18 protein-coding genes are annotated in these 19511 nt (G+C 71.3%); 7 read left to right on the top strand and 11 right to left on the bottom strand.

Annotation, left to right across the window (positions count from 1 at the left end; translation table 11 throughout):
- Nucleotides 1–4: 4 nt before the first annotated feature.
- Nucleotides 5–1231 carry a cytochrome P450 gene (locus tag OIE74_RS34320; RefSeq protein ID WP_329390711.1) on the bottom strand — a complete coding sequence of 409 codons (1227 nt, stop codon included), beginning with the start codon at nt 1229–1231 and terminating at the stop codon, nt 5–7.
- A 105-nt stretch (nt 1232–1336) separates the two neighbouring features.
- On the opposite strand from OIE74_RS34320, the gene OIE74_RS34315 reads away from it, so the two are divergent.
- Complete coding sequence (locus OIE74_RS34315; protein ID WP_329390709.1) at nt 1337–1867, top strand: gamma carbonic anhydrase family protein; 531 nt, start codon at nt 1337–1339, stop codon at nt 1865–1867.
- 36 nt (nt 1868–1903) lie between these two features.
- On the opposite strand, the gene OIE74_RS34310 is transcribed toward OIE74_RS34315, so the two are convergent.
- Both OIE74_RS34310 and OIE74_RS34305 read right to left on the bottom strand, forming a co-directional pair.
- Nucleotides 1904–2584: a DedA family protein gene (locus OIE74_RS34310; RefSeq protein ID WP_329390707.1), complete on the bottom strand. Its 681-nt coding sequence runs from the start codon at nt 2582–2584 to the stop codon at nt 1904–1906.
- Nucleotides 2585–2736: 152 nt separating this feature from the next.
- Nucleotides 2737–3189: a DUF4442 domain-containing protein gene (locus tag OIE74_RS34305; protein ID WP_329390705.1), complete on the bottom strand. Its 453-nt coding sequence runs from the start codon at nt 3187–3189 to the stop codon at nt 2737–2739.
- Nucleotides 3190–3282: 93 nt separating this feature from the next.
- Between OIE74_RS34305 and OIE74_RS34300 the strand changes: the two genes are divergently transcribed.
- On the top strand, nt 3283–4338 hold the full coding sequence (locus tag OIE74_RS34300) for a hypothetical protein (protein WP_329390703.1): 1056 nt from the start codon (nt 3283–3285) through the stop codon (nt 4336–4338).
- A gap of 76 nt (nt 4339–4414) precedes the next feature.
- Here OIE74_RS34300 and OIE74_RS34295 read toward each other — a convergent pair whose 3' ends face one another.
- The 4 genes from OIE74_RS34295 to OIE74_RS34280 all read right to left on the bottom strand — a co-directional run bounded on the left by OIE74_RS34295 (nt 4415) and on the right by OIE74_RS34280 (nt 7545).
- Complete coding sequence (locus OIE74_RS34295) at nt 4415–5260, bottom strand: spermidine synthase (RefSeq protein WP_329390701.1); 846 nt, start codon at nt 5258–5260, stop codon at nt 4415–4417.
- A gap of 96 nt (nt 5261–5356) precedes the next feature.
- Entirely contained in the window at nt 5357–6535 is a 1179-nt protein-coding gene (tuf, locus tag OIE74_RS34290; RefSeq protein ID WP_329390698.1) for an elongation factor Tu, read from the bottom strand.
- Between the two features lie 95 nt (nt 6536–6630).
- Nucleotides 6631–6765, bottom strand: a complete 135-nt coding sequence (locus OIE74_RS34285) for a hypothetical protein (protein ID WP_329390697.1) — start codon at nt 6763–6765, stop codon at nt 6631–6633.
- A gap of 81 nt (nt 6766–6846) precedes the next feature.
- A complete protein-coding gene (locus tag OIE74_RS34280; protein ID WP_329390695.1) occupies nt 6847–7545 on the bottom strand; it encodes a DNA alkylation repair protein in 699 nt (232 codons plus the stop codon).
- 138 nt (nt 7546–7683) lie between these two features.
- On the opposite strand from OIE74_RS34280, the gene OIE74_RS34275 reads away from it, so the two are divergent.
- The 5 genes from OIE74_RS34275 to OIE74_RS34255 all read left to right on the top strand — a co-directional run bounded on the left by OIE74_RS34275 (nt 7684) and on the right by OIE74_RS34255 (nt 13058).
- The gene (locus OIE74_RS34275) at nt 7684–8442 is read left to right on the top strand and encodes a TVP38/TMEM64 family protein (RefSeq protein ID WP_329390693.1); all 759 of its coding nucleotides are present in this window, start codon (nt 7684–7686) and stop codon (nt 8440–8442) included.
- A 353-nt stretch (nt 8443–8795) separates the two neighbouring features.
- On the top strand, nt 8796–9572 hold the full coding sequence (locus OIE74_RS34270) for a (5-formylfuran-3-yl)methyl phosphate synthase (protein ID WP_329390691.1): 777 nt from the start codon (nt 8796–8798) through the stop codon (nt 9570–9572).
- Between the two features lie 8 nt (nt 9573–9580).
- Entirely contained in the window at nt 9581–10984 is a 1404-nt protein-coding gene (locus tag OIE74_RS34265) for an aldehyde dehydrogenase family protein (protein ID WP_329390689.1), read from the top strand.
- Nucleotides 10981–12075 carry an NAD(P)-dependent alcohol dehydrogenase gene (locus tag OIE74_RS34260; RefSeq protein ID WP_329390687.1) on the top strand — a complete coding sequence of 365 codons (1095 nt, stop codon included), beginning with the start codon at nt 10981–10983 and terminating at the stop codon, nt 12073–12075. The genes OIE74_RS34265 and OIE74_RS34260 overlap by 4 nt, the downstream gene beginning before the upstream one ends.
- 74 nt (nt 12076–12149) lie before the next feature.
- On the top strand, nt 12150–13058 hold the full coding sequence (locus OIE74_RS34255; RefSeq protein WP_329390685.1) for a class I SAM-dependent methyltransferase: 909 nt from the start codon (nt 12150–12152) through the stop codon (nt 13056–13058).
- 42 nt (nt 13059–13100) lie between these two features.
- Here OIE74_RS34255 and OIE74_RS34250 read toward each other — a convergent pair whose 3' ends face one another.
- The 4 genes from OIE74_RS34250 to OIE74_RS34235 are packed head-to-tail and all read right to left on the bottom strand — an operon-like array spanning nt 13101 to nt 19288.
- Nucleotides 13101–14186: an enoyl-CoA hydratase/isomerase family protein gene (locus OIE74_RS34250; RefSeq protein WP_329390683.1), complete on the bottom strand. Its 1086-nt coding sequence runs from the start codon at nt 14184–14186 to the stop codon at nt 13101–13103.
- Nucleotides 14183–15205 (bottom strand): methylmalonyl Co-A mutase-associated GTPase MeaB, encoded by a 1023-nt coding sequence (gene meaB, locus OIE74_RS34245; RefSeq protein ID WP_329390681.1) that lies wholly within the window; start codon nt 15203–15205, stop codon nt 14183–14185. The genes OIE74_RS34250 and meaB overlap by 4 nt, the downstream gene beginning before the upstream one ends.
- Before the next feature lie 4 nt (nt 15206–15209).
- Nucleotides 15210–17411: a methylmalonyl-CoA mutase gene (scpA, locus tag OIE74_RS34240; RefSeq protein WP_329390680.1), complete on the bottom strand. Its 2202-nt coding sequence runs from the start codon at nt 17409–17411 to the stop codon at nt 15210–15212.
- Nucleotides 17408–19288 carry a methylmalonyl-CoA mutase family protein gene (locus tag OIE74_RS34235; RefSeq protein WP_329390678.1) on the bottom strand — a complete coding sequence of 627 codons (1881 nt, stop codon included), beginning with the start codon at nt 19286–19288 and terminating at the stop codon, nt 17408–17410. The genes scpA and OIE74_RS34235 overlap by 4 nt, the downstream gene beginning before the upstream one ends.
- Between the last annotated feature and the right edge of the window lie 223 nt (nt 19289–19511).

Raw genomic sequence — 19511 nt, 5'->3', positions numbered from 1 at the left:
GAGGTCAGCTCTCGGCAGGGGTGAACTCCACCGGCAGTGACCGCGGGCCCCGTGTGAACACCCCCTGCTCCACGGGGTCGAACCCCTCCGCCAGCCGCAATCCGGGCATGGCGTCGAGCAGTTGCCCCACTCCTGCCCGTACCTCGGCCTTGGCCAGCAGCGCGCCGACGCAGAAGTGCCGCCCGAGCGCGAACGCCAAGTGGTCGGCGGCGGCCGAGAACGCGGTCGTCGTGGTCAGGTCGTCCCGGAAGATGTTGAAGGTGTCCGGCTCGGCGTAGCGGTCACCGTCCCTGTTGGCGGCGCCTATGAGGCAGGTAACAGTGGCGCCGGCGGGTACGGTGCCGCCGCTGAGCGTGACCTCCTCGGCGGTCTGCCGCATGATCATTTGCACCGGCGGTGTATATCGCAGAGTCTCGGCGAACGCCCGGTCTATCAGGCTCCGGTCCTCCCGTACGGCGGCGAGCTGTTCCGGGTGAGCGAGTAGATTCGCGAAGATCGAGGCGATGGCCTTGTCGGTGGTCTCGCCGCCCGCCGCGAGCAGGAGGCTGCAGAACGCCTTGATGTCCTCGTCGCTCATCCGCACTCCGTCGACCTCGGCGGCGCACAGCGTGGACAGCAGGTCGTCACCCAGCTTCTCCCTGCGGGCCTGGATGATCGGGATCATGTACTCGGCGAACTCGATCCGGGTCCGTTCACCCGCGGCGGCCACCTCGGGATCGCCGGCGAGATTGCCGAGGAAGGCGATGACGGTGGTGTACCAGCCGTGGAACCGCGCGTGGTCGGCCTGGTCGAGCCCCAGCATCTCGGCGATGACATTGACGGGGAAGCGGGTGGCGAAGGCGTCCACCAGGTCGACGCTTCCGGTGTGCCGGAAGGTGTCGATGAGCCGGCGGGCGTTGTTCTCGATGACCGGCAGGAACTTCTCCTCCAGGTCGCTGCCCCGGAAGGCGGGGGCGACGAGGGCGCGGCGTACGGCGTGCTCGCGGCCGCTCAGCTGGAGGATCGTCTTCCCGTGCACGGGCTCGATCTGCCAGTGGTAGTTCTCGGTGGTGAACGCCGACGCCTTGTCCTTGAAGGCCCGTTCCACGTCCTCGTACCGTGATATGAGGTAGCTGTTGGTGGCCTCGTGCCAGATCAGCGGCGCGCTCTCGCGCATCTGGCGGTAGGCGGGGTACGGATCCTCCGCGAACTCCGCCGATAGAATGTCGGGGACCTGCTGTGCGGTGGGCATGGAGCTCCCTCGGTCAAAGCGACGGCAACATTCAACTTGCACCAGGTTATTGATCGCCTGTCGGTTCGGACAAGGCACGTCCTGGCCGAAGGCGGAGGAGACGGCATGACGGAGCGGCCACTGATCGCGGGTGTGGGCGGCACGGAGCCCGCGATCGATCCGACGGCGTTCGTGGCGCCGACGGCCGTGGTGCTGGGCGAGGTCACCATGGCGCCCGGTTCGAGTGTCTGGTACCACACGGTGCTGCGGGCCGACGGCGGCCCGATCGTCATCGGGGCCGACACCAACATCCAGGACAACTGCACCGTGCATGTCGACATCGGCTCCCCCGTCACGCTCGGCGCGCGTGTCTCGGTGGGTCACAACGCGGTCCTGCACGGCTGCACCGTGGAGGACGACGTACTGGTCGGCATGGGCGCGGCCGTGCTCAACGGGGCGTACATCGGGGCCGGTTCACTGGTCGCGGCCCAGGCGCTCGTACCGAAGGGCATGCGCGTACCGCCGGGTTCTCTGGTGGCCGGAGTGCCCGCGAAGGTGAAGCGGGAGCTGACCGACGAGGAGCGCGAGGGCATCAAGCTCAACGCGGCGGTCTATCTGGAGCTGGCCGAGCGCCATCGGGCGGCGCACGAGGGCTGACGGCCCGGCCGTCGGTCGGCTGTCAGTCAGTGGCCGTCAGTCGGCGGCGGGTACGGGCTCCGGGTCGAGCGTGCCGGGCCCGTCCTTGGCCGAGGGCTGCGCGGCGGCCTGCGCCGAGGCCTTCTTGGCCCGGTTCTTGATGACGAGCATCGAGGTGATGCCGATGAGCACGGCGAGTACGAGGCCCAGCCAGGAGAAGCGCTTCAGCCACGCCTCGGCGACGACACCCACCGAGTAGATGACGGCGGTCGTGCCACCGGCCCAGAGGATCCCGCCCAGGACGTTGGCGATGAGGAACTTCCAGTACGGCATGCGCAGCACACCCGCGAGCGGCCCGGCGAAGATCCGCAGCAGTGCGACGAAGCGGCCGAAGAAGACGGCCCACATGCCCCACTTCTGGAACGACCGCTCGGCCAGGGCGATCTGCGGCTCGCCGAAGTGGCTCGGGAACTTCCTCCCCAGCCACGCGAGCAGGGGACGGCCGCCCCTGCGGCCGATGGCGTAGCCGATCGAGTCACCGATGATCGCGCCGGCGGTCGCGCACGCGCCGAGGATGTACGGGTTGATGTCACCGTGCTGCGAGGCCAGCAGCGCCGAGCTGACGAGGACGATCTCGCCCGGCAGCGGGATGCCGAGGCTTTCGAGCCCGATCACGACGCCGACCAGGATGTAGACGCTGATCGCGGGTACGGTCTCCAGCCACTCCTGGACGTGCAAGACCGGTTCCTTCCGTGTCGGATGTGCCGCTGCGGGATGAGCGCGGTCGGAATGTGCCGCTGCCCGGCGAGCGCCTTCCAGGCGCTCGCCGGGCAGCCTACCTGTGCTCCGCACACCCCGATGACCGGCCCCGGCCCTCGGCCCCGGTCCCGTCAGGTGTGGAGACGCAGCGTCCAGAGAATGGTCATCTCACCGGTGACCGCGCCGTCCTCCCGGTTGAAGACGACGGTGACGGGTATCTCGGGGCGCCCACCCTCGTCGAGTTCGGCGACGACCTCCGCCACCGGCCGGTCCACGGTTGCCGTCGCCGTGACGACGCCCTTGGCGAGCTTCTTGTAGCTGATCTCCGCCTTGACGACGAGCGGAACGGCGCGGGTGAGCTGGTCGCCGAAGGCGGCGAGCACGACGGCGCCGCTGACGGTGTCGCCGAGTGTGAACATCGCGCCGGCGTGCGGGCCGCCCACATGGTTGTGGAAGGGGGGCTGGTCCGGCAGCCGTACGACGGCGCGCTCGGCGGTGGTTTCGAGGAACTCCATGTTGAGCGTCTTCGCCATGGGCACGGTGGCGGCGAGCATCTCGCCGACGGTCATCTCATCAGAACTCATGCGGCGCGATATTACCCACGGGTAGCCTCAGTTGCCATCCTGCGACAGGGCGGCCGTAGCAGTGCGGGCACGACCCCTCTATCGTTACTCGCCATGTGGCCAGGACAGCAGCCGCCCGGGGGCGAGCAAAACCCGCAGGATCCGAATTCGAACCCGTACCAGCAGCCGGGGTACCAGCAGCCGAATCCCTACCAACAGCCGGGATATCAGCAGCCTGATTATCAGCAGCAGCCGGGCTACCCGCCGCAGCCGGGACCTCAGCAGCCCAATCCGTACCAGCAGCCGACCGTGCCGCAGTACGCGGTCCCGGGCGGTCCCGGCGGTCCCGGCGGTCCCGATCCCTCGCAGGACAAGAAGCGCACCAAGACGGTCGCGATCATCGCCGCGTCGGCGGTCGTCGTGGCGGCGGCGGCCACGGGCTTCTTCGTGATGCAGGGCGACGACAAGAGCTCGAACGTCGCCGAGGACCCCAAGGCGTCGACGTCGGAGAAGCCGAAGGCGAAGCCGTCGGCCCCGGACAACCCGCGCGACGGGTCGGACGTCGAGGAGCCCATGATCGCGGGCTGGAAGGTCGTCACCAACCCCAACCACGGGACGCAGTTCGACGTCCCCGCCGACTGGGTGGTCGAGAAGCCCGACGTGTTCTCGGGCTTCGAGGACGTCGAGAAGGGTGACGGCTCGCCCGTGATCACCTTCTCCGCTCCCGCTTTCCTGAAGTCCAAGTGGTGCGAGCAGGACACCGACAAGGACGGCTCAATGGAGGACGTGAGCCTCGGCGGTACCGGCACCAAGGGTGGCAAGGGCGCCAAGGACACGGCGACCGCCGCCAGCAACGAGTCGGGCAGCTGGGTCTGGGCCGCGTACGCCCAGGAGGCCACCAAGGCGGAGCAGCAGAAGGCGATCGAGGTCAAGAAGTCCAAGGCGTACACGACCAAGGCCGGACTCAAGGGGCACTACTCGACGGCCGCGAGTTCGGGGCTTCCCAAGAAGGAGAAGTGCGACACCGACGGCAAGTCGATCGCCTTCACCTTCACCAACGCCAAGGGCGACTTCACGACCTGGGTCCTGTACGGCGCCAAGGGCGTGCCCGACGAGATCCCGGACGACACGCTGATGAAGATCATGAGCACGGTCCGGCTGGCCAAGTAGGCACGCCCCAGGCGCTGTCCGCGGTCCTGTACGGCACCCGGCACCCGGCACCGAGCCCCGCGCACACGCGCGGGGCTCAGCCGATGCTGAACGCGCCCTCGGGCGGCTCGGGCGACGCCACCGCTTCGGCGTCCCGCACGACCGGCGCGGCTCCGGTGAACCGCCGTAGCGCAGCGCCGTGTTCGACGCGCGCGGGAAAGGCGTCGGACGCGGTGCGGCGGGCCAGGGCCGCCGTGTCGATCGGCGCGTGCGAGGCGAGGAGTACGGCGTTGCCGAACCGGCGTCCGCGCAGTACGGACGGTTCGGCGATGAGTGCCAGCTCCTCGAACACCGAGGCGAAGGTGGCCAGTTGGGACGCCAGAAAGGTGAAAGGCGCGCCGTCGGCGAGGTTGGCCGCGTAGAGGCCGTCGGCCCGTAGCGCCCGCTCGGCGAGGCGCGCGTACTCCACGGACGTCAGATGGGCGGGCACCCGTGAGCCGCCGAAGACATCGGCGACGAGCAGATCAACCGAGCCGGCCGGTGCCGAGGCGAGCCAGGCGCGGGCGTCGGCGTCGTGCACCGTGATCCCGGAGCCGTCCGGGAGCGGCAACTCCTCGGCGACCAGGGCGAGAAGGGCGCCGTCGGCGTCGACCACGTCCTGCGCCGAACCGGGCCGGGTGGCGTGCACGTAGCGGGGCAGGGTGAGGGCCCCGCCGCCGAGATGGAGCACGGTCAGCGGGGCGCCCTCGTCGGCCGCGCGGTCGACGACGTGCCCGAGGCGCCGGGTGTACTCGAATTCGAGATGGGTCGGCTCGTCCAGGTCGACGTACGACTGGGGCGCGCCGTCGACCGTCAGCAGCCACGCCCGTTCGCGGTCCACGTCCGGCAGCAGCCGCGCGGTGCCGTGGTCGACGGTCCGGATGACGGGGATGGCTTCGTTCACCGTCCCATTGTGCGTGCCGCGCCGTACGGAACCGACCGGGCCCGTCTCCTCCCCGTGACGGAGGGACGGGCCCGGCCGGTCCGGCCGGAGCCGCGGTCAGATCAGCTCGGTCACCGTGCCCGCGCCGACCGTGCGTCCGCCCTCGCGGATCGCGAAGCCGAGCCCGGACTCCAGTGGCACGTCCCTGCCCAGCTCCACGGTGAGGACGACCGTGTCACCGGGCCGCGCGGCGGCGAGCTCGCCGAGGTCGATGTCGCCGACCACGTCCGCCGTACGGATGTAGAACTGCGGCCGGTAGCCCGTCGTGATCGGCGTCGTACGCCCGCCCTCGCGCGCCGACAGGACGTACACCTGCGCGGTGAAGCGCCTGCTCGGGACGACACTGTCCGGCGCGGCCACCACATGGCCCCGGCGGATCGCGTCGCGCGGCATGCCGCGCAGCAGCAGCGCGACGTTGTCGCCGGCCTCGGCGGACTCCATCGGCTTCCCGAAGGTCTCCAGCGAGGTGACCGTGCTGAGCTGGGGCCCGGACTCGGCGCCGAGCACCTCGATCCGGTCCCCCACGCGTACCGTGCCGCGCTCGACGGCCCCGGTGACGACCGTGCCGCGCCCGGTGATCGTCAGGACGTTCTCCACCGGGAGCAGGAACGGCGCTTCGGTGTACCTGACGGGGATCGGTACGTAGGTGTCGACCGCGTCCAGCAGCGCCACCACGGCCTCGGTCCAGCGCGGGTCGCCCTCCAGCGCCCGGAGCCCGGAGACCCGGACGACGGGGACGCTCTCCCCGCCGTACCCGTGCGCACTGAGCAGTTCGCGTACTTCGAGCTCGACCAGGTCGGTCAGCTCGTCGTCGCCCGCGTCGGCCTTGTTGAGGGCGACGACGATGTGGTCGACACCGACCTGGCGGGCGAGCAGTACGTGCTCGGAGGTCTGCGGCATGATCCCGTCGAGCGCGGACACGACGAGGATCGCGCCGTCGAGCTGGGCGGCGCCGGTGACCATGTTCTTGATGTAGTCGGCGTGACCGGGCATGTCGACGTGCGCGTAGTGCCGGGTGTCCGTCTCGTACTCGACGTGCGAGATGTTGATGGTGATGCCGCGCGCCGCCTCCTCCGGGGCCCGGTCGATCCGGTCGAACGGCACGTACGCGCCGGTCCCGCGCTCGCTGAGGACCTTGGTGATGGCCGCGGTCAGAGTGGTCTTGCCGTGGTCGACGTGGCCCATGGTGCCGATGTTCAGGTGCGGCTTGGTCCGCACGTATGCCGTCTTGGGCATGGCTGAGGTGTTCCTTCCAGGAACTCGAAGCGTCCAGTGACCCCGGGGCCTTGCCGACCCTCCCCCTGTGGGGTCGCCGGACGATCCGGGAAGGGTCAGCTTCGGGCGCCGTCGATGGGCGCCGCCGCGGCCTCTGCTGCCGCTGCTTCGGCGTTCGCCGCGAGGAATGCGGCAGCCTTCGGCGCGTCCGCGACCGCGGACGACGCTGCGTGGAAGGCGTACCGGAACATGTCGTTGATGATGTCCGACCTGCGGCGGGCCGTCGACAGGTTTTCCGCGCCGCTCCCCAACCGCCCCGGCTCGGAAGTTCTTCAGAGGTTCTTCAGGGCTTCACGTACGGAGAGCGGGGCGAGCCGGTCGCCGGCGCCCGCCACGAAGTGGCGGACGGCGGCCGGGTCCGTCTTGGCGTACTCGCGCAGGCACCAGCCGATCGCCTTGCGGATGAAGAAGTCGGGGTGCCCGGACTGCCGGAGGCAGTAGCCGAACAGCCGCTCGGTGTCGGTGGCCTGCTTGTAGGTGAGCTGGTGCAGCAGCGCGGTGCGCGCGATCCACAGGTTCTCGTCCTCGATCCAGGCGTCCATCTCGGTCGCCAGCGCGTGGTCGGCGGCGACCAGCCCGCCCGCGAGATGCGCGGCGAGGGCGTCCACCGTGTCCCACCAGGGGACCGTGGAGACCAGGTGCCGTACGACGGGGAGGAAGCCGGAGGACAGACGCCGGACGTGTCTGCGGAGGTAGTCGACCGCGAAGTACTGGTACTCCCGCTCGGGCAACTCCCAGCAGCGCAGCGCGATCGCCACGCAGTCCGTCTCGTCGGGACGCGGCAGCGAGTCGAGCACCTGCCGTGACAGCGCGCGGCGTTCGGGGGCGGGGATGCCGATGAAGGGGGCGATGTCCTTGAGATACGCGGCGGACCGCTCGGCCTGTACCGGATCGGCGGCTGCCGCGTAGCCGACGGTGAGCCGTTCGAGAACGGTGTCGGCGAGCGCGCTGGGCGGCGGTACGAGGGTCATGACGTGCAGGCTATGCGGCGCCACCGACAACGCGCGGCGGGCGGCGTACGTCCCCGGAGGGGACGGGACGGTCCCGAGTGGCGCTTGTCTCGGGGCCCTTGACGACGATCACAACTCGTCGTCGGTTAGTCTCCGGGCATGCTCGACCCTGTCGACAGGTCGTCCGCCGGCCTCACGGTCCGCTGTGCGAGGGTGCTGCTCTCACCCTGGTCCAGACTCTCTCTCCTGGTTCTCGTGCTGGCGTGCGCGGGGGCCGCGGTGCTGGTCTACGAGCCGCAGAAGCTCGTCGCGGCCGGCTGGCCGGAGCTGAGCGGCGCCGCCGCGTGGGCGCTGTTCTCCGTCGCGTACGGGCTGTGCACGGCGGCCTTCGTACCGCGCCCGCTGCTGAATCTCGCGGCGGGCGCACTGTTCGGTTCGCAGTTGGGCCTCCCGGCGGCGATGGCGGGCACGGTGCTGGGCGGGGCGATCGCGTTCGGGCTCGGCCGTTTCCTCGGTCAGGAGGCGCTGCGTCCGCTGCTGCGGGGCCGCTTGCTGACGGCGGCTGACGGGCAGTTGAGCAAGCACGGCTTCCGCTCGATGATGGTGATCCGGCTGTTCCCCGGGGTGCCGTTCCAGGCCGCCAACTACTGTGCGGCGATATCGCGGATGCGCTGGGGGCCGTATCTGCTGGCGACGGCTCTCGGGACGATCCCGAACACCGCGGCGTATGTGGTCGCGGGAAGCGAGGCGGGGTCGCCGACATCGCCGGCGTTCCTGGTCTCGATGGGGTTCATCGTGCTGACGGGGGCCGCGGCGGCGGTGGTCGCCTGGCGCAAACGCCACCGCCTGCGCCCCGCCCCGACGCCCCAGCCTCCTACGGAGGACCCGGCGGACCGCGTACCGGAGCCGGTCGCCTAGGGCGTGTTTTAGAAGTAGCGTCGTCCGCCCATCGGGCGGGGCCCACGGCGTCTGGTGCGTGCGATCGCAAGGCGGAGGATCATCCTCGTACTGGACGTACTTGGATGACTCCGACAACGCAGCGAGCGCGCGTGCCAGGCGTCGTGGGCCAGACGGGACTTCTCAAACACGCCCTAGGGCCTGTCGTTCGCGGCGATGGCGTAGCCGGGGGCACGCCGGGGGCGTGAGCGGGGGAGGGCAGTGACCCGTTCGGCACTCCGCGCGCCCTGCCGGGAATCATGGGCACCCGGAAATGATGAGCGAACCGCACGTGATCCAGACGACTCCGCATACCTGCCCCTCGGCAGGTGGACATGCGGTGGAAGGAATCCACGTTGTTGCTTCTCATCTCTCCTGACGGTGTCGAAGAGGCCATCGACTGCGCGAAGGCGGCGCGGCACCTCGACATCGTCGACGTCAAGAGACCCGCCGAGGGCTCGCTCGGCGCGAACTTCCCCTGGGTCATCAGGGAGATCCGGGACGCGGTCCCGGCGGACAAGCCGCTGTCCGCGACGGTGGGGGACGTGCCGTACAAGCCCGGCACGGTCGCCCAGGCGGCGCTCGGCGCGGTCGTCTCCGGGGCCACGTACATCAAGGTCGGCCTCTACGGATGCACGACGCCCGAACAGGCCACCGATGTGATGCGCGGGGTCGTCCGGGCCGTGAAGGACTACCGGCCGGACGCGTTCGTCGTCGCATCCGGCTATGCCGACGCCCACCGGATCGGCTGCGTCAACCCGCTCTCGCTGCCCGACATCGCCCGCCGGTCCGGCTCCGACGCGGCCATGCTCGACACCGCCGTCAAGGACGGGACACGGTTGTTCGACCACGTACCGCCCGAGGTCTGCGCGGAGTTCGTCGGGCTGTCCCACGAGGCCGGTCTGCTCGCCGCCCTCGCGGGCAGCGTCAAGGCGGCCGACCTCGCCACGCTGACGCGCATCGGCACGGACATCGTGGGGGTGCGCGGTGCGGTCTGCGAGGGAGGTGACCGCACCACCGGAAGGATCCAGCCGCATCTGGTGGCCGCCTTCCGCGCAGAGATGGACCGGCATGCCCAGGAACACGCGGCCACCGTCGCAGCCGCGAGCTGACCGCCGGTATGCCGACCAGTCGGCCCGGTCACGCGAAGGCGGCCGGGGTCACGCACTTCGCCGTCCTCGATCCGGCGACGGGCGAGGTCTTCGACGAGGCTCCCGCCCAGCGGCCGGAGGAGTTGGACGCCGTCGTCGAGCGGGCTCACGAGGCCTGGCGCGGCTGGCGGTCCGACCCCGTCGCCCGTTCCCGGGCGTTGCTCACGGCCGCCGATGCCGTGGAGGCGGCCGGGGTCGACCTCGCTCCGCTGCTGACCCGGGAACAGGGCAAACCCCTGGCCGAGTCGTACGCGGAGATCGCCCGCACGGCGGCGCGCCTGCGCTTCTTCGCCGAGTTGGTCCCCGCACCCCAGAAGATCACGGACGGCCGGCCGGTACGCAGCGAGATCCGCTGGCGACCGCTGGGGCCGACCGCCGCGATCGTTCCGTGGAACTTCCCCCTCCAGCTCGCGTCGGCGAAGTTCGCGCCGGCGCTCGCCGCGGGCAACACGATGGTGCTCAAGCCCTCCCCGTACACACCCCTCGCCACGCGGCTGCTGGGGTCCGTCGTCTCCCGCGCCCTGCCGCAGGACGTACTGACGGTCGTCACCGGTCATGAGCCTCTCGGCGCCCGCCTCGCGTCCCACCCGGGGATCCGTCATGTGACCTTCACCGGTTCGGTCGGCACCGGGCGGGCCGTCGCGGAGGGCGCGGCGGCCTCGCTCGCGCGGGTCACCCTGGAGCTGGGCGGCAACGACGCCGCCGTCCTGCTGGACGACGTCGATGTGGAGGGGATCGCGGAGCGGCTGTTCTGGGCGGCGTTCCGCAACTGCGGGCAGGTCTGTATGGCGGTCAAGCGGGTCTACGCCCCGGCCCGGCTCTACTCGCGGGTGGTCGACGCCCTCGCGCAGCAGGCCAGGGCCGTCGTCGTGGGAGCCGGGCTCGATCCGGGCTCGCAGCTGGGGCCGGTCAACAACGCGGCCCAACTGGCCAGGGTGGAAGGGTGCGTGGATCAGGCCGTGTCGGCGGGCGCCCGAGCCGTGGCCGGTGGCCACCGGCTGGACAGGCCCGGCTACTTCTTCGCCCCGACGATCCTGGCCGATGTCCCGCCCGACAGCCCTGTGGTGACGGAGGAGCAGTTCGGCCCGGTCCTGCCGGTGCTGCCGTACGGGGACGTCGCCGAAGCCGTCGAGGCGGCCAACGGCACCGGCTTCGGTCTTGGCGGCTCCGTCTGGGGGACCGACCTCGACCGCGCCGAGGCGGTGGCCGACCGGCTGGAGTGCGGGACCGCCTGGATCAACCACCACGCGGAACTCTCCCTCGCCCAGCCCTTCGCGGGCATCAAGGACAGCGGTGTCGGCGTCGCGGGCGGGCCATGGGGGCTCTACGGAAATCTCAGCCCGTTCGTCGTGCACCGCCCGGGGGCGGCGTGAGGAGGAGATTCGGCGCGGCCGTCCTGCGCTCGTACGAAGACCCTTTCGCCCTTGAGGAGGTGATCCTGGACTCGGGACCGGCCGACGGCGAGGTCCTGGTCAGGATCGCGGGCTGCGGGATGTGCCGGACCGATCTCGCGGTCCGTCGCTCGGCCGGCCGCTCACCGCTGCCCGCGGTGCTCGGCCATGAGGGGGCCGGGGTGGTGGTGGAGACGGGTGGCCCGGCCACCGGTCTGAGCGCCGGCGACCATGTCGTGCTGAGCTTCGACTCCTGTGGACACTGCCGGAGTTGTACGGGCGCGGCCCCCGCCTACTGCGACTCCTTCGCCGCGCTCAACCTCTTCGGAGGACGCACCGAGAACGCGGCACGGTTCACCGACGCGGCCGGGGGCGAACTGGCCCCCCGGTGGTTCGGCCAGTCCTCCTTCGCCGAGTACGCGATGGTCCCGGCCCGCAACGCGGTGCGGGTCGATCCGTCGCTGCCCGTCGAACTGCTCGGACCGCTCGGCTGCGGCTTCCTCACCGGCGCCGGAGCGGTCATCAACTCCTTCGGCGCCGGCCCCGGTGACACGGTCGCGGTCTTCGGGGCGGGCGCGGTGGGCCTGGCCGCGGTGATGGCGGCCACCGCCGCCGGGGCGGTGACCGTGGCCGTCGACCGGCAGCCGGAACGGCTGGCCGTCGCCGAGCGGCTGGGCGCGGTCCCGCTGGACGCCGCGTCGGCCGGTCTGCCCGACCGTCTCCGGCGACTGACCGACGGCGGCACGCGGTACGCGCTGGACACGACCGGCTCCGCCCGGTTGATCAACGACGCGCTCAGGGCGTTGCGCCCGAGGGGCCAACTCGGCCTGGTGGCACGGCTTCACACCGCGCTGCCGCTGGAGCCGGGGACGCTGGACCGGGGCCGGGGAATCTCCCACATCTGCGAGGGGGACGCGGTGCCCGGACTGCTGATCCCGCGGCTGACCGGGCTCTGGCAGGCCGGGCTGTTCCCCTTCGACCAGTTGATCCGTACGTACCCGCTCGCCGACATCAACGAGGCCGAACGCGACTGCGAAGCGGGCCGCGTGGTCAAACCCGTTCTCATTCCGTAGGACGCGTGGCGATGTCCCTCGCCACCGCTCGCTTCTCGTGGGTCCCAACTCGTACCCGTACCAACGGAGGACGCATGACCGGCACCGTGCATCAGAACACCAGTACCGAAGGCGTGGACGGGGGTGTCGGCCTGACCGCTCTGCTGGTCGCCGCCGCGCGGGCGATCGAGACCCACCGCCCCGACAGCCTGGCGCAGGACCCCTACGCCGAGCACTTCGTGCGCGCCGCACCCGCGTCCGCGGGCTGGCCCGTCCGCATCCGGCACGTGCCGGACGGGGACGCGAACCCGCTGTGGGGACGCTTCGCGCGCTACTTCGGCCTCCGGACGCGGGTCCTGGACGATTTCCTGCTCCGCTCGGCGCACGCGGGAGGTGCCCGCCAAGTCGTCCTGCTCGGGGCGGGGTTGGACACGCGGGCCTTCCGGCTCGACTGGCCTGCCGACTGCGTGGTCTACGAGATCGACAGGGAAGGCGTCCTGGCGTTCAAGCACCAGGTGCTCGGCGCGCTGTCGGCCACCCCGAGGGCGGCGCGCGTGCCGATCCCGATGGACCTGCGCGCCGACTGGGTCGGCGCGCTGACCGCCGCCGGCTTCGACCCGGCCGCACCGAGCGTCTGGCTGGCCGAGGGGCTGCTGTTCTATCTGCCCCTCACCGCCGAGACCTATCTCATCGACACGGTGGACCGGCTGAGCGCCGGGGGAAGCGCTCTGGCGTACGAGGTCAAGCTGGAGAAGGACTTGGGGGCGTACCGCGACAGCCCGCTCTACACCGCCACGAGAGACCAGATCGGTATCGACCTGCTCAGCCTCTTCGACGGGGAGCCGCGGCCCGATTCCGCGGCGGATCTGGTGGGCAAGGGCTGGTCCACGGCGGTCCACACCCCGTTCCACTTCACCCGTCGCCATGGCCGCGGCCCGCTGCCCGAGCCGAACGACGCGCTGGAGGGCAACCGCTGGGTGTTCGCGGACAAACCCCGGTCGTGAGGCCGGGCCTCATCGCCTCACCGGAGGAGGGAAAGCCTGGGGCTACGCGCCGAGTCGCGGCCCCGCCAGTCCCAGGTCCCCGCCCGCCGGCACCGCCGAGAAGCGGGCCACGTCCGCGTCGGTGACCAGTGCCAGCTCGCCGGGCACCCACCGCGGCGTCCGGTCCTTGTCGATCACCTGCGCCCTGATCCCCTCCACCAGGTCCGGCGTCCGCAGCGCGGCGCAGGAGGCCCGGTACTCCACGTCCAGCACCTCTTCCAGCGTCCCGAGCTCCCGCGCCGCCCGCAGGGCCGCCAGAGTCGCCTTCAGGGCGGTGGGGGACCTCGTCAGGATGGTCTCCGCCGCCTGCTTCGCCGCGTGGTGCCCGCTGCCGAAGAGCCGGTCCACGATCTCCTCCACCGAGTCCGCCGCGTAACACGCGTCGATCCACTCGCGGTCGGCGGCCAGTTCGCCCTCGGGCGGTGTCGCCGCATGGCGCCGTACGGCCACCGGCACGTCCGTGGAGGCGAGTTCGGCGGCCAGGGCGGGCAGCAGGCCGGAGGGGACGAAGTGGTCCGCGAGCCCGCACAGGACGGCGTCGGCCGCGCCCACCGCCTCGCCGGTGAGGGCGAGATGGGTGCCCAGTTCGCCGGGGGCCCGGGAGAGCAGATACGTACCCCCGACGTCCGGCACCAGACCGATGCCGGTCTCGGGCATGGCGACCTTGGAGCGTTCGGTGACGACGCGGACGTTCCCGTGCGCCGACACGCCGACGCCACCGCCCATCACGAAGCCGTCCATGAACGCGACGTACGGCCCCACATGGCGCGCGATCCGGGCGTTGAGGCGGTATTCGTCACGCCAGAAGGCGGGCGACGCCGTGCCGCCCGTACGCGCGTCCTCGTGGATCGCCCGGATGTCACCGCCCGCGCACAGCCCGCGTTCCCCGGCGCCGTCGAGGACCACCGCGTGTACGGACGTGTCGCCCTCCCACGCGGTGAGCGCGGCGTCGATACGCGACACCATGGCGTGGGTGAGGGCGTTGAGCGCGCGCGGCCGGTTGAGCGTGAGCCGCCCGACGCGCCCTTCTCGCCGTACGAGAACGGTCTCGTCCTCCTTGGGAGGACCTGCGGGAGGTCCGGCCGTCATCGTGCGACTCCCCCGGCGTCCGCCGGCAGCTCCAGCGCCGCCACGATTTGCTCGGCGGCCAGCGTGGCGGTCAACGTGCCCTCCCGTACGGCCTGTTCGAGCGCCGGAGTCAGGGATCGTACGCCCGGATGACTCCGCAGCCGGTCCAGCAGATGGTCACGGACCATCGACCAGGTCCAGTCGACCTGCTGGTCGCTCCGCTTGCCCTGGAGGCGTCCGCTGGTGTCGAGGACCTTCCTGTGCTGTTCCAGTCGCTCCCAGACGGTGTCGAGTCCCGTGCCCTCGCGGGCGCTGCAACTCAGCACCGGCGGCGTCCAGGCCGCGTCGACCGGGTGCATCAGGCGCAGCGCGCCCGCGAGTTCGCGCGCGGCGGACTTGGCGTCCCGCTCGTGCGGCCCGTCCGCCTTGTTGACGGCGATGAGGTCGGCGAGCTCCAGCACGCCCTTCTTGATGCCCTGGAGCTGGTCGCCGGTGCGGGCGAGGCTCAACAGCAGGAAAGAGTCCACCATGTTCGCGACGGCGGTCTCCGACTGGCCCACGCCGACGGTCTCGACGAGCACCACGTCGTAACCCGCGGCCTCCATCACGATGATCGTCTCGCGGGTCGCCTTCGCGACACCGCCGAGGGTGCCGGCCGTGGGTGACGGCCGGACGAAGGCCGCCGGATCGACGGCGAGGCGCTCCATACGCGTCTTGTCGCCGAGGATCGAGCCGCCCGTCCTGGTGGACGACGGGTCGACGGCAAGGACGGCGACCCGGTGCCCGAGGCCGGTGAGCATGGTGCCGAGGGCGTCGATGAAGGTGGACTTGCCGACGCCGGGCACCCCGCTGATGCCGATCCTGCGCGCCGTGCCGGAGTAGGGCAGCAGCGCGGTCAGGAGCCGCTGGGCGAGCTCCCGGTGGTCGGCCCTGGTGGACTCCACCAGCGTGATGGCGCGCGCGACGGCCGAACGGGAGCCGTCGAGCACGCCTTTGGTGTAGGCGTCGATGTCGATGGTGTTACCGCTCCGGCGATGCACCGGCTCACCGCTCGTGGCCGAGAGCGGCGGCCAGGGTGGTGAGCAGGTCCTGCGCGGCGTCGGGGATGACCGTGCCGGGCGGGAAGACGGCCGCGGCGCCCGCGCGGTGCAGTTCGTCGATGTCGCCGGGCGGGATCACACCGCCCACAACGATCATGATGTCCTCGCGGCCCTCCTTGGCGAGTTCCTCGCGCAGGGCGGGCACCAGCGTGAGGTGTCCGGCGGCCAGCGACGACACCCCGACGATGTGCACGTCGGCCTCGACGGCCTGCCGCGCGACCTCGCCGGGCGTCTGGAACAGCGGGCCGACGTCGACGTCGAAGCCTAGGTCGGCGAAGGCGGTGGCGATGACCTTCTGGCCCCGGTCGTGGCCGTCCTGCCCCATCTTGGCGACCAGGATGCGCGGGCGGCGCCCCTCGGCCTCCTCGAACTCCTCGACGGCGACCCGGGTCCGCTCGACCGCCGGTGACGTGCCGGCCTCGTTCCTGTACACACCGGAGATGGTACGGATCTGCCCGGAGTGGCGCCCGTACGCCTTCTCCAGGGCGTCCGAGATCTCACCGACGGTGGCCTTGGCGCGTGCCGCGTTCACGGCGAGGGCCAGCAGATTGCCGTCGAGACCCGGAGTCGACCCCGCCTCGGCCGCGCCGGTGAGGGCGCGGAGCGCGTCCTGGCAGACGGCCTCGTCGCGCTCGTCGCGGAGCCGGCGCAGCTTGGCGATCTGCTGCGTCCGTACGGAGGAGTTGTCGACCTTGAGGACATCGATCTGCTCGTCGGTCTCGACGAGGTACTTGTTGACGCCGATGACCGGCTGACGGCCGGAGTCGATCCTGGCCTGGGTGCGGGCCGCGGCCTCCTCGACGCGCAGCTTGGGGATGCCTGCCGCGATGGCCTGTGCCATGCCGCCGGCCTCCTCGACCTCCTCGATGTGCTGCCAGGCGCGGCGCGCGAGGTCGTACGTCAGCTTCTCGACGTACGCGCTGCCGCCCCACGGGTCGATGACACGGCAGGTGCCCGACTCCTGCTGGAGGAGCAGTTGGGTGTTGCGGGCGATGCGCGCCGAGAAGTCGGTCGGCAGGGCGAGCGCCTCGTCGAGCGCGTTGGTGTGGAGCGACTGGGTGTGGCCCTGGGTGGCCGCCATGGCCTCGACACAGGTGCGGGAGACGTTGTTGAAGACATCCTGCGCGGTGAGCGACCAGCCGGAGGTCTGTGAATGGGTGCGCAGCGACAGGGACTTGGCGTTCTTCGGGTCGAACTTCTTGACGAGCCTGGCCCAGAGGAGCCGGGCGGCGCGCAGTTTGGCGATCTCCATGAAGAAGTTCATGCCGATGGCCCAGAAGAAGGAGAGCCTGGGCGCGAACGCGTCGACGTCGAGGCCCACGTCGAGTCCGGCGCGCAGATACTCGACGCCGTCGGCGAGGGTGTAGGCGAGCTCCAGGTCGGCCGTCGCGCCGGCTTCCTGGATGTGGTAGCCGGAGATGGAGATGGAGTTGTAGCGCGGCATCTTCTGCGAGGTGTACGCGAAGATGTCGGAGATGATCCGCATCGAGGGTGCGGGCGGATAGATGTAGGTGTTGCGGACCATGAACTCTTTGAGGATGTCGTTCTGGATGGTCCCCGCCAGCTTCTCCGGCGGTACGCCCTGTTCCTCGGCCGCGACAATGTAGAGCGCGAGTACGGGCAGGACGGCGCCGTTCATCGTCATCGAGACGGTCATCCTGTCGAGCGGGATGCCGTCGAAGAGCTGGCGCATGTCGTAGATGGAGTCGATGGCGACGCCCGCCATGCCGACGTCCCCGGTCACGCGCGGGTGGTCGCTGTCGTAACCGCGGTGCGTGGGCAGGTCGAAGGCGACGGAGAGGCCTTTCTGCCCGGCGGCGAGGTTGCGCCGGTAGAAGGCGTTGGACTCCTCGGCGGTGGAGAATCCGGCGTACTGGCGGATCGTCCACGGCTGGTTGACGTACATCGTCGGGTAGGGGCCGCGCAGATACGGTGCGATACCGGGGTACGTCCCGAGGAAGTCGAGACCCGCGAGGTCCTGCGGGGTGTACAGCGGTTTGACGTCGATGCCCTCGGGGGTGTTCCAGACGAGGTCGGCGTCGCTCCTGCCGGTGCTCTCCTTGACGGCGGCGCGCCAGCGGTCCTCGTGTCCGCCGGCGGCCGCGGCGGGCCCCAGGTGGATGCCGGTGAAGTCGGGGACGGTCATCGCGCCACTCCAAGGTGGTCGAGGGCGGCGGAGAGTACGGCGACGGCGTCGTCGCCGGCGGCGACGAACTCGTCGACTCCGGCCCGGGTGAAGGTCTCTCGCTGTTCGCCGGGGCGGCCCGCGAGGTACACGCGGGTGGCGCCGGCCGATTTCAGTGCCTCGGCGGTCTCTTCGGCCTGCTCGGCGTAGAGCGGGTCGCTGGAGCAGAGGCAGGCGATGGTCGCGCCGGCGGCGGTGAGGGCGTCGGCCGCGGTGGTGGCGTCGACGGTGACCGGGTCGTGGACCGGTTCGATGCCGCCGGACTGGAAGAGATTCGACGCGAAGGTCACGCGCGCCGTGTGCGCGGCGGCGGGGCCGAGCGCGGCCAGCAGGACGCGCGGGCGGGCGCCGGTCGCCGCGAGGTGCGCGTCGGAGCGGGCGCGCAGTGCCTCGAAGGCGTCGTCGCGGTGGACGGTGGGGAGCCCGCCGGCCGGGGCGGGGGGCGGTGTGTCGCGTACGACGGGAACCTCGGCGAGCTGCGGGAACTCGCTGACGCCGGTGACCGGTTCGCGGCGGCGGGCCAGCTTCTCGGAGCGGGCCGCCCACGTCGTGGCGAGGCGTTCGGCGACCAGTCCTTCGCGCAGCGCGGCGCGCTGGCCGCCGGCCCGCTCGATCTCCTGGAACCAGGCCCAGGCGGCGTGCGCGAGGTCGTCGGTGAGCCGCTCGACGTACCAGGAGCCGCCCGCCGGATCGATGACGCGGCCGAGGTGGGACTCCTCGATGAGGATCGTCGAGGTGTTGCGGGCGATCCGCCGGGCGAAGCTGTCCGGCAGTCCGAGCGCGTGGTCGAAGGGCAGCACGGTCACGGCGTCGGCGCCGCCGACCCCGGCGGCCAGCGAGGCGACCGTGGTGCGGAGCATGTTCACCCACGGGTCGCGGCGGGTCATCATCACCGAGGAGGTGACGGCGTGCTGGCGCTGTGCGGCGCCGGCCGGTCCCGCTCCGCCGACCTCGGCGACCCGGGCCCACAGCCTGCGCGCGGCGCGCAGCTTGGCGATGGTGAGGAACTGGTCGGCGGTGGCCGCGTACCTGAACTCCAGCTGGCCGCAGGCCGCTTCGAAGGAGAGTCCGGCGGCGTCGAGGTCGCGCAGCGCGGCGACGCCGGCGGCGAGCGAGCAGCCGAGTTCCTGGGCGGCCGAGCCGCCGGCCTCGTGGTAGGGCAGGGCGTCGACGACGAGGGCGCGCAGTCCGGGGTACTCCCGGTGGCACAGCCGGGCGAGTTCCGCAGCGGCGTCCTGGAGGCCGGGGGTCTCGTCGCCGGTGCGGGCGAGGCGGCCGAGCGGGTCGGCGCCGAGGGTGCCGCGCGCCTCGTCCCGGGGGACGTCGCGTTCGTCGTAGAGACGCAGCAACTCGGCGGCGGCGCCGGGGAATTCGTCCCCCGCGTCGAGCGCGACGGGGGCGAGGTCGAGATAGACGCCGTCGAGGGCGTCGCCGAGCGCGGAGACGGGTACGCCCGTCTCTCCCACGGCCAGCCACAGCGAGGTGGTGCCGTTGGCGAGGTCTTCCAGCACGGCTTCGTTGGTGCGCGCCGCGTCGGTCCGCGCGTGTCGCTGGCGTACGTCCCAGCCGCTCGGCACCGCTCCGCCGGGGGTGCCGCCCCGGGTGAAGGGCGCGAAGCCCGGCAGGCCGCCGTCGCCGGGGTCGTCCGCGGCGGTGTAGAGGGGCCGGGTGGTCAGCCCGTCCTCGATGGTTGTCGAGAGTGCGTCCTCGGCGTCGGTCCCCGAGACGTTCCGACCGGTTTTCCGGAGTACCCCCTCCACCAGACCCTGCCATTGCTCATGGGTCGGCTCGGGGAACTCAGCTGCCAGCGATAGCCCGCTGTCGGGCAGGAGCGTCATGGCCGAGATGTTAGGGCAGGGCGTATCCAAGCCATCAGGTTGGACCCGTGTGACCTTGCCCTCTCTGCTTTACGCCCCCTGACTGCCCCCCTATGCGCCCCCTAGCGACCCCCTCAAAGCCCTCTCCTCGGCCCTCATTTTCACGCCAGGTGTCGCCCTCGGTGCATCACTCGTCGCCGTGCGTCCCGCGCCTGGGCAGGGGGTTGCCGCCGTCTCATAATCA

This window comes from Streptomyces sp. NBC_01716 (genome assembly GCF_036248275.1).
Taxonomy (GTDB): Bacteria; Actinomycetota; Actinomycetes; order Streptomycetales; family Streptomycetaceae; genus Streptomyces.
Note: the sequence above shows the minus strand (reverse complement) of the source record. Positions and strands in the feature narration are given on the sequence as shown.

Bases quoted from the DNA above. Each gene is read 5' to 3' on its own strand.
- OIE74_RS34320 (WP_329390711.1), bottom strand. From the start codon at position 1,231: ATGCCCACCGCACAGCAGGTCCCCGACATTCTATCGGCGGAGTTCGCG.
- OIE74_RS34315 (WP_329390709.1), top strand. From the start codon at position 1,337: ATGACGGAGCGGCCACTGATCGCGGGTGTGGGCGGCACGGAGCCCGCG.
- OIE74_RS34305 (WP_329390705.1), bottom strand. From the start codon at position 3,189: ATGAGTTCTGATGAGATGACCGTCGGCGAGATGCTCGCCGCCACCGTG.
- OIE74_RS34300 (WP_329390703.1), top strand. From the start codon at position 3,283: ATGTGGCCAGGACAGCAGCCGCCCGGGGGCGAGCAAAACCCGCAGGAT.
- tuf (WP_329390698.1), bottom strand. From the start codon at position 6,535: ATGCCCAAGACGGCATACGTGCGGACCAAGCCGCACCTGAACATCGGC.
- OIE74_RS34285 (WP_329390697.1), bottom strand. From the start codon at position 6,765: ATGTTCCGGTACGCCTTCCACGCAGCGTCGTCCGCGGTCGCGGACGCG.
- OIE74_RS34280 (WP_329390695.1), bottom strand. From the start codon at position 7,545: ATGACCCTCGTACCGCCGCCCAGCGCGCTCGCCGACACCGTTCTCGAA.
- OIE74_RS34275 (WP_329390693.1), top strand. From the start codon at position 7,684: ATGCTCGACCCTGTCGACAGGTCGTCCGCCGGCCTCACGGTCCGCTGT.
- OIE74_RS34270 (WP_329390691.1), top strand. From the start codon at position 8,796: ATGCGGTGGAAGGAATCCACGTTGTTGCTTCTCATCTCTCCTGACGGT.
- OIE74_RS34265 (WP_329390689.1), top strand. From the start codon at position 9,581: ATGCCGACCAGTCGGCCCGGTCACGCGAAGGCGGCCGGGGTCACGCAC.
- OIE74_RS34255 (WP_329390685.1), top strand. From the start codon at position 12,150: ATGACCGGCACCGTGCATCAGAACACCAGTACCGAAGGCGTGGACGGG.
- OIE74_RS34250 (WP_329390683.1), bottom strand. From the start codon at position 14,186: ATGACGGCCGGACCTCCCGCAGGTCCTCCCAAGGAGGACGAGACCGTT.
- scpA (WP_329390680.1), bottom strand. From the start codon at position 17,411: ATGACCGTCCCCGACTTCACCGGCATCCACCTGGGGCCCGCCGCGGCC.
- OIE74_RS34235 (WP_329390678.1), bottom strand. From the start codon at position 19,288: ATGACGCTCCTGCCCGACAGCGGGCTATCGCTGGCAGCTGAGTTCCCC.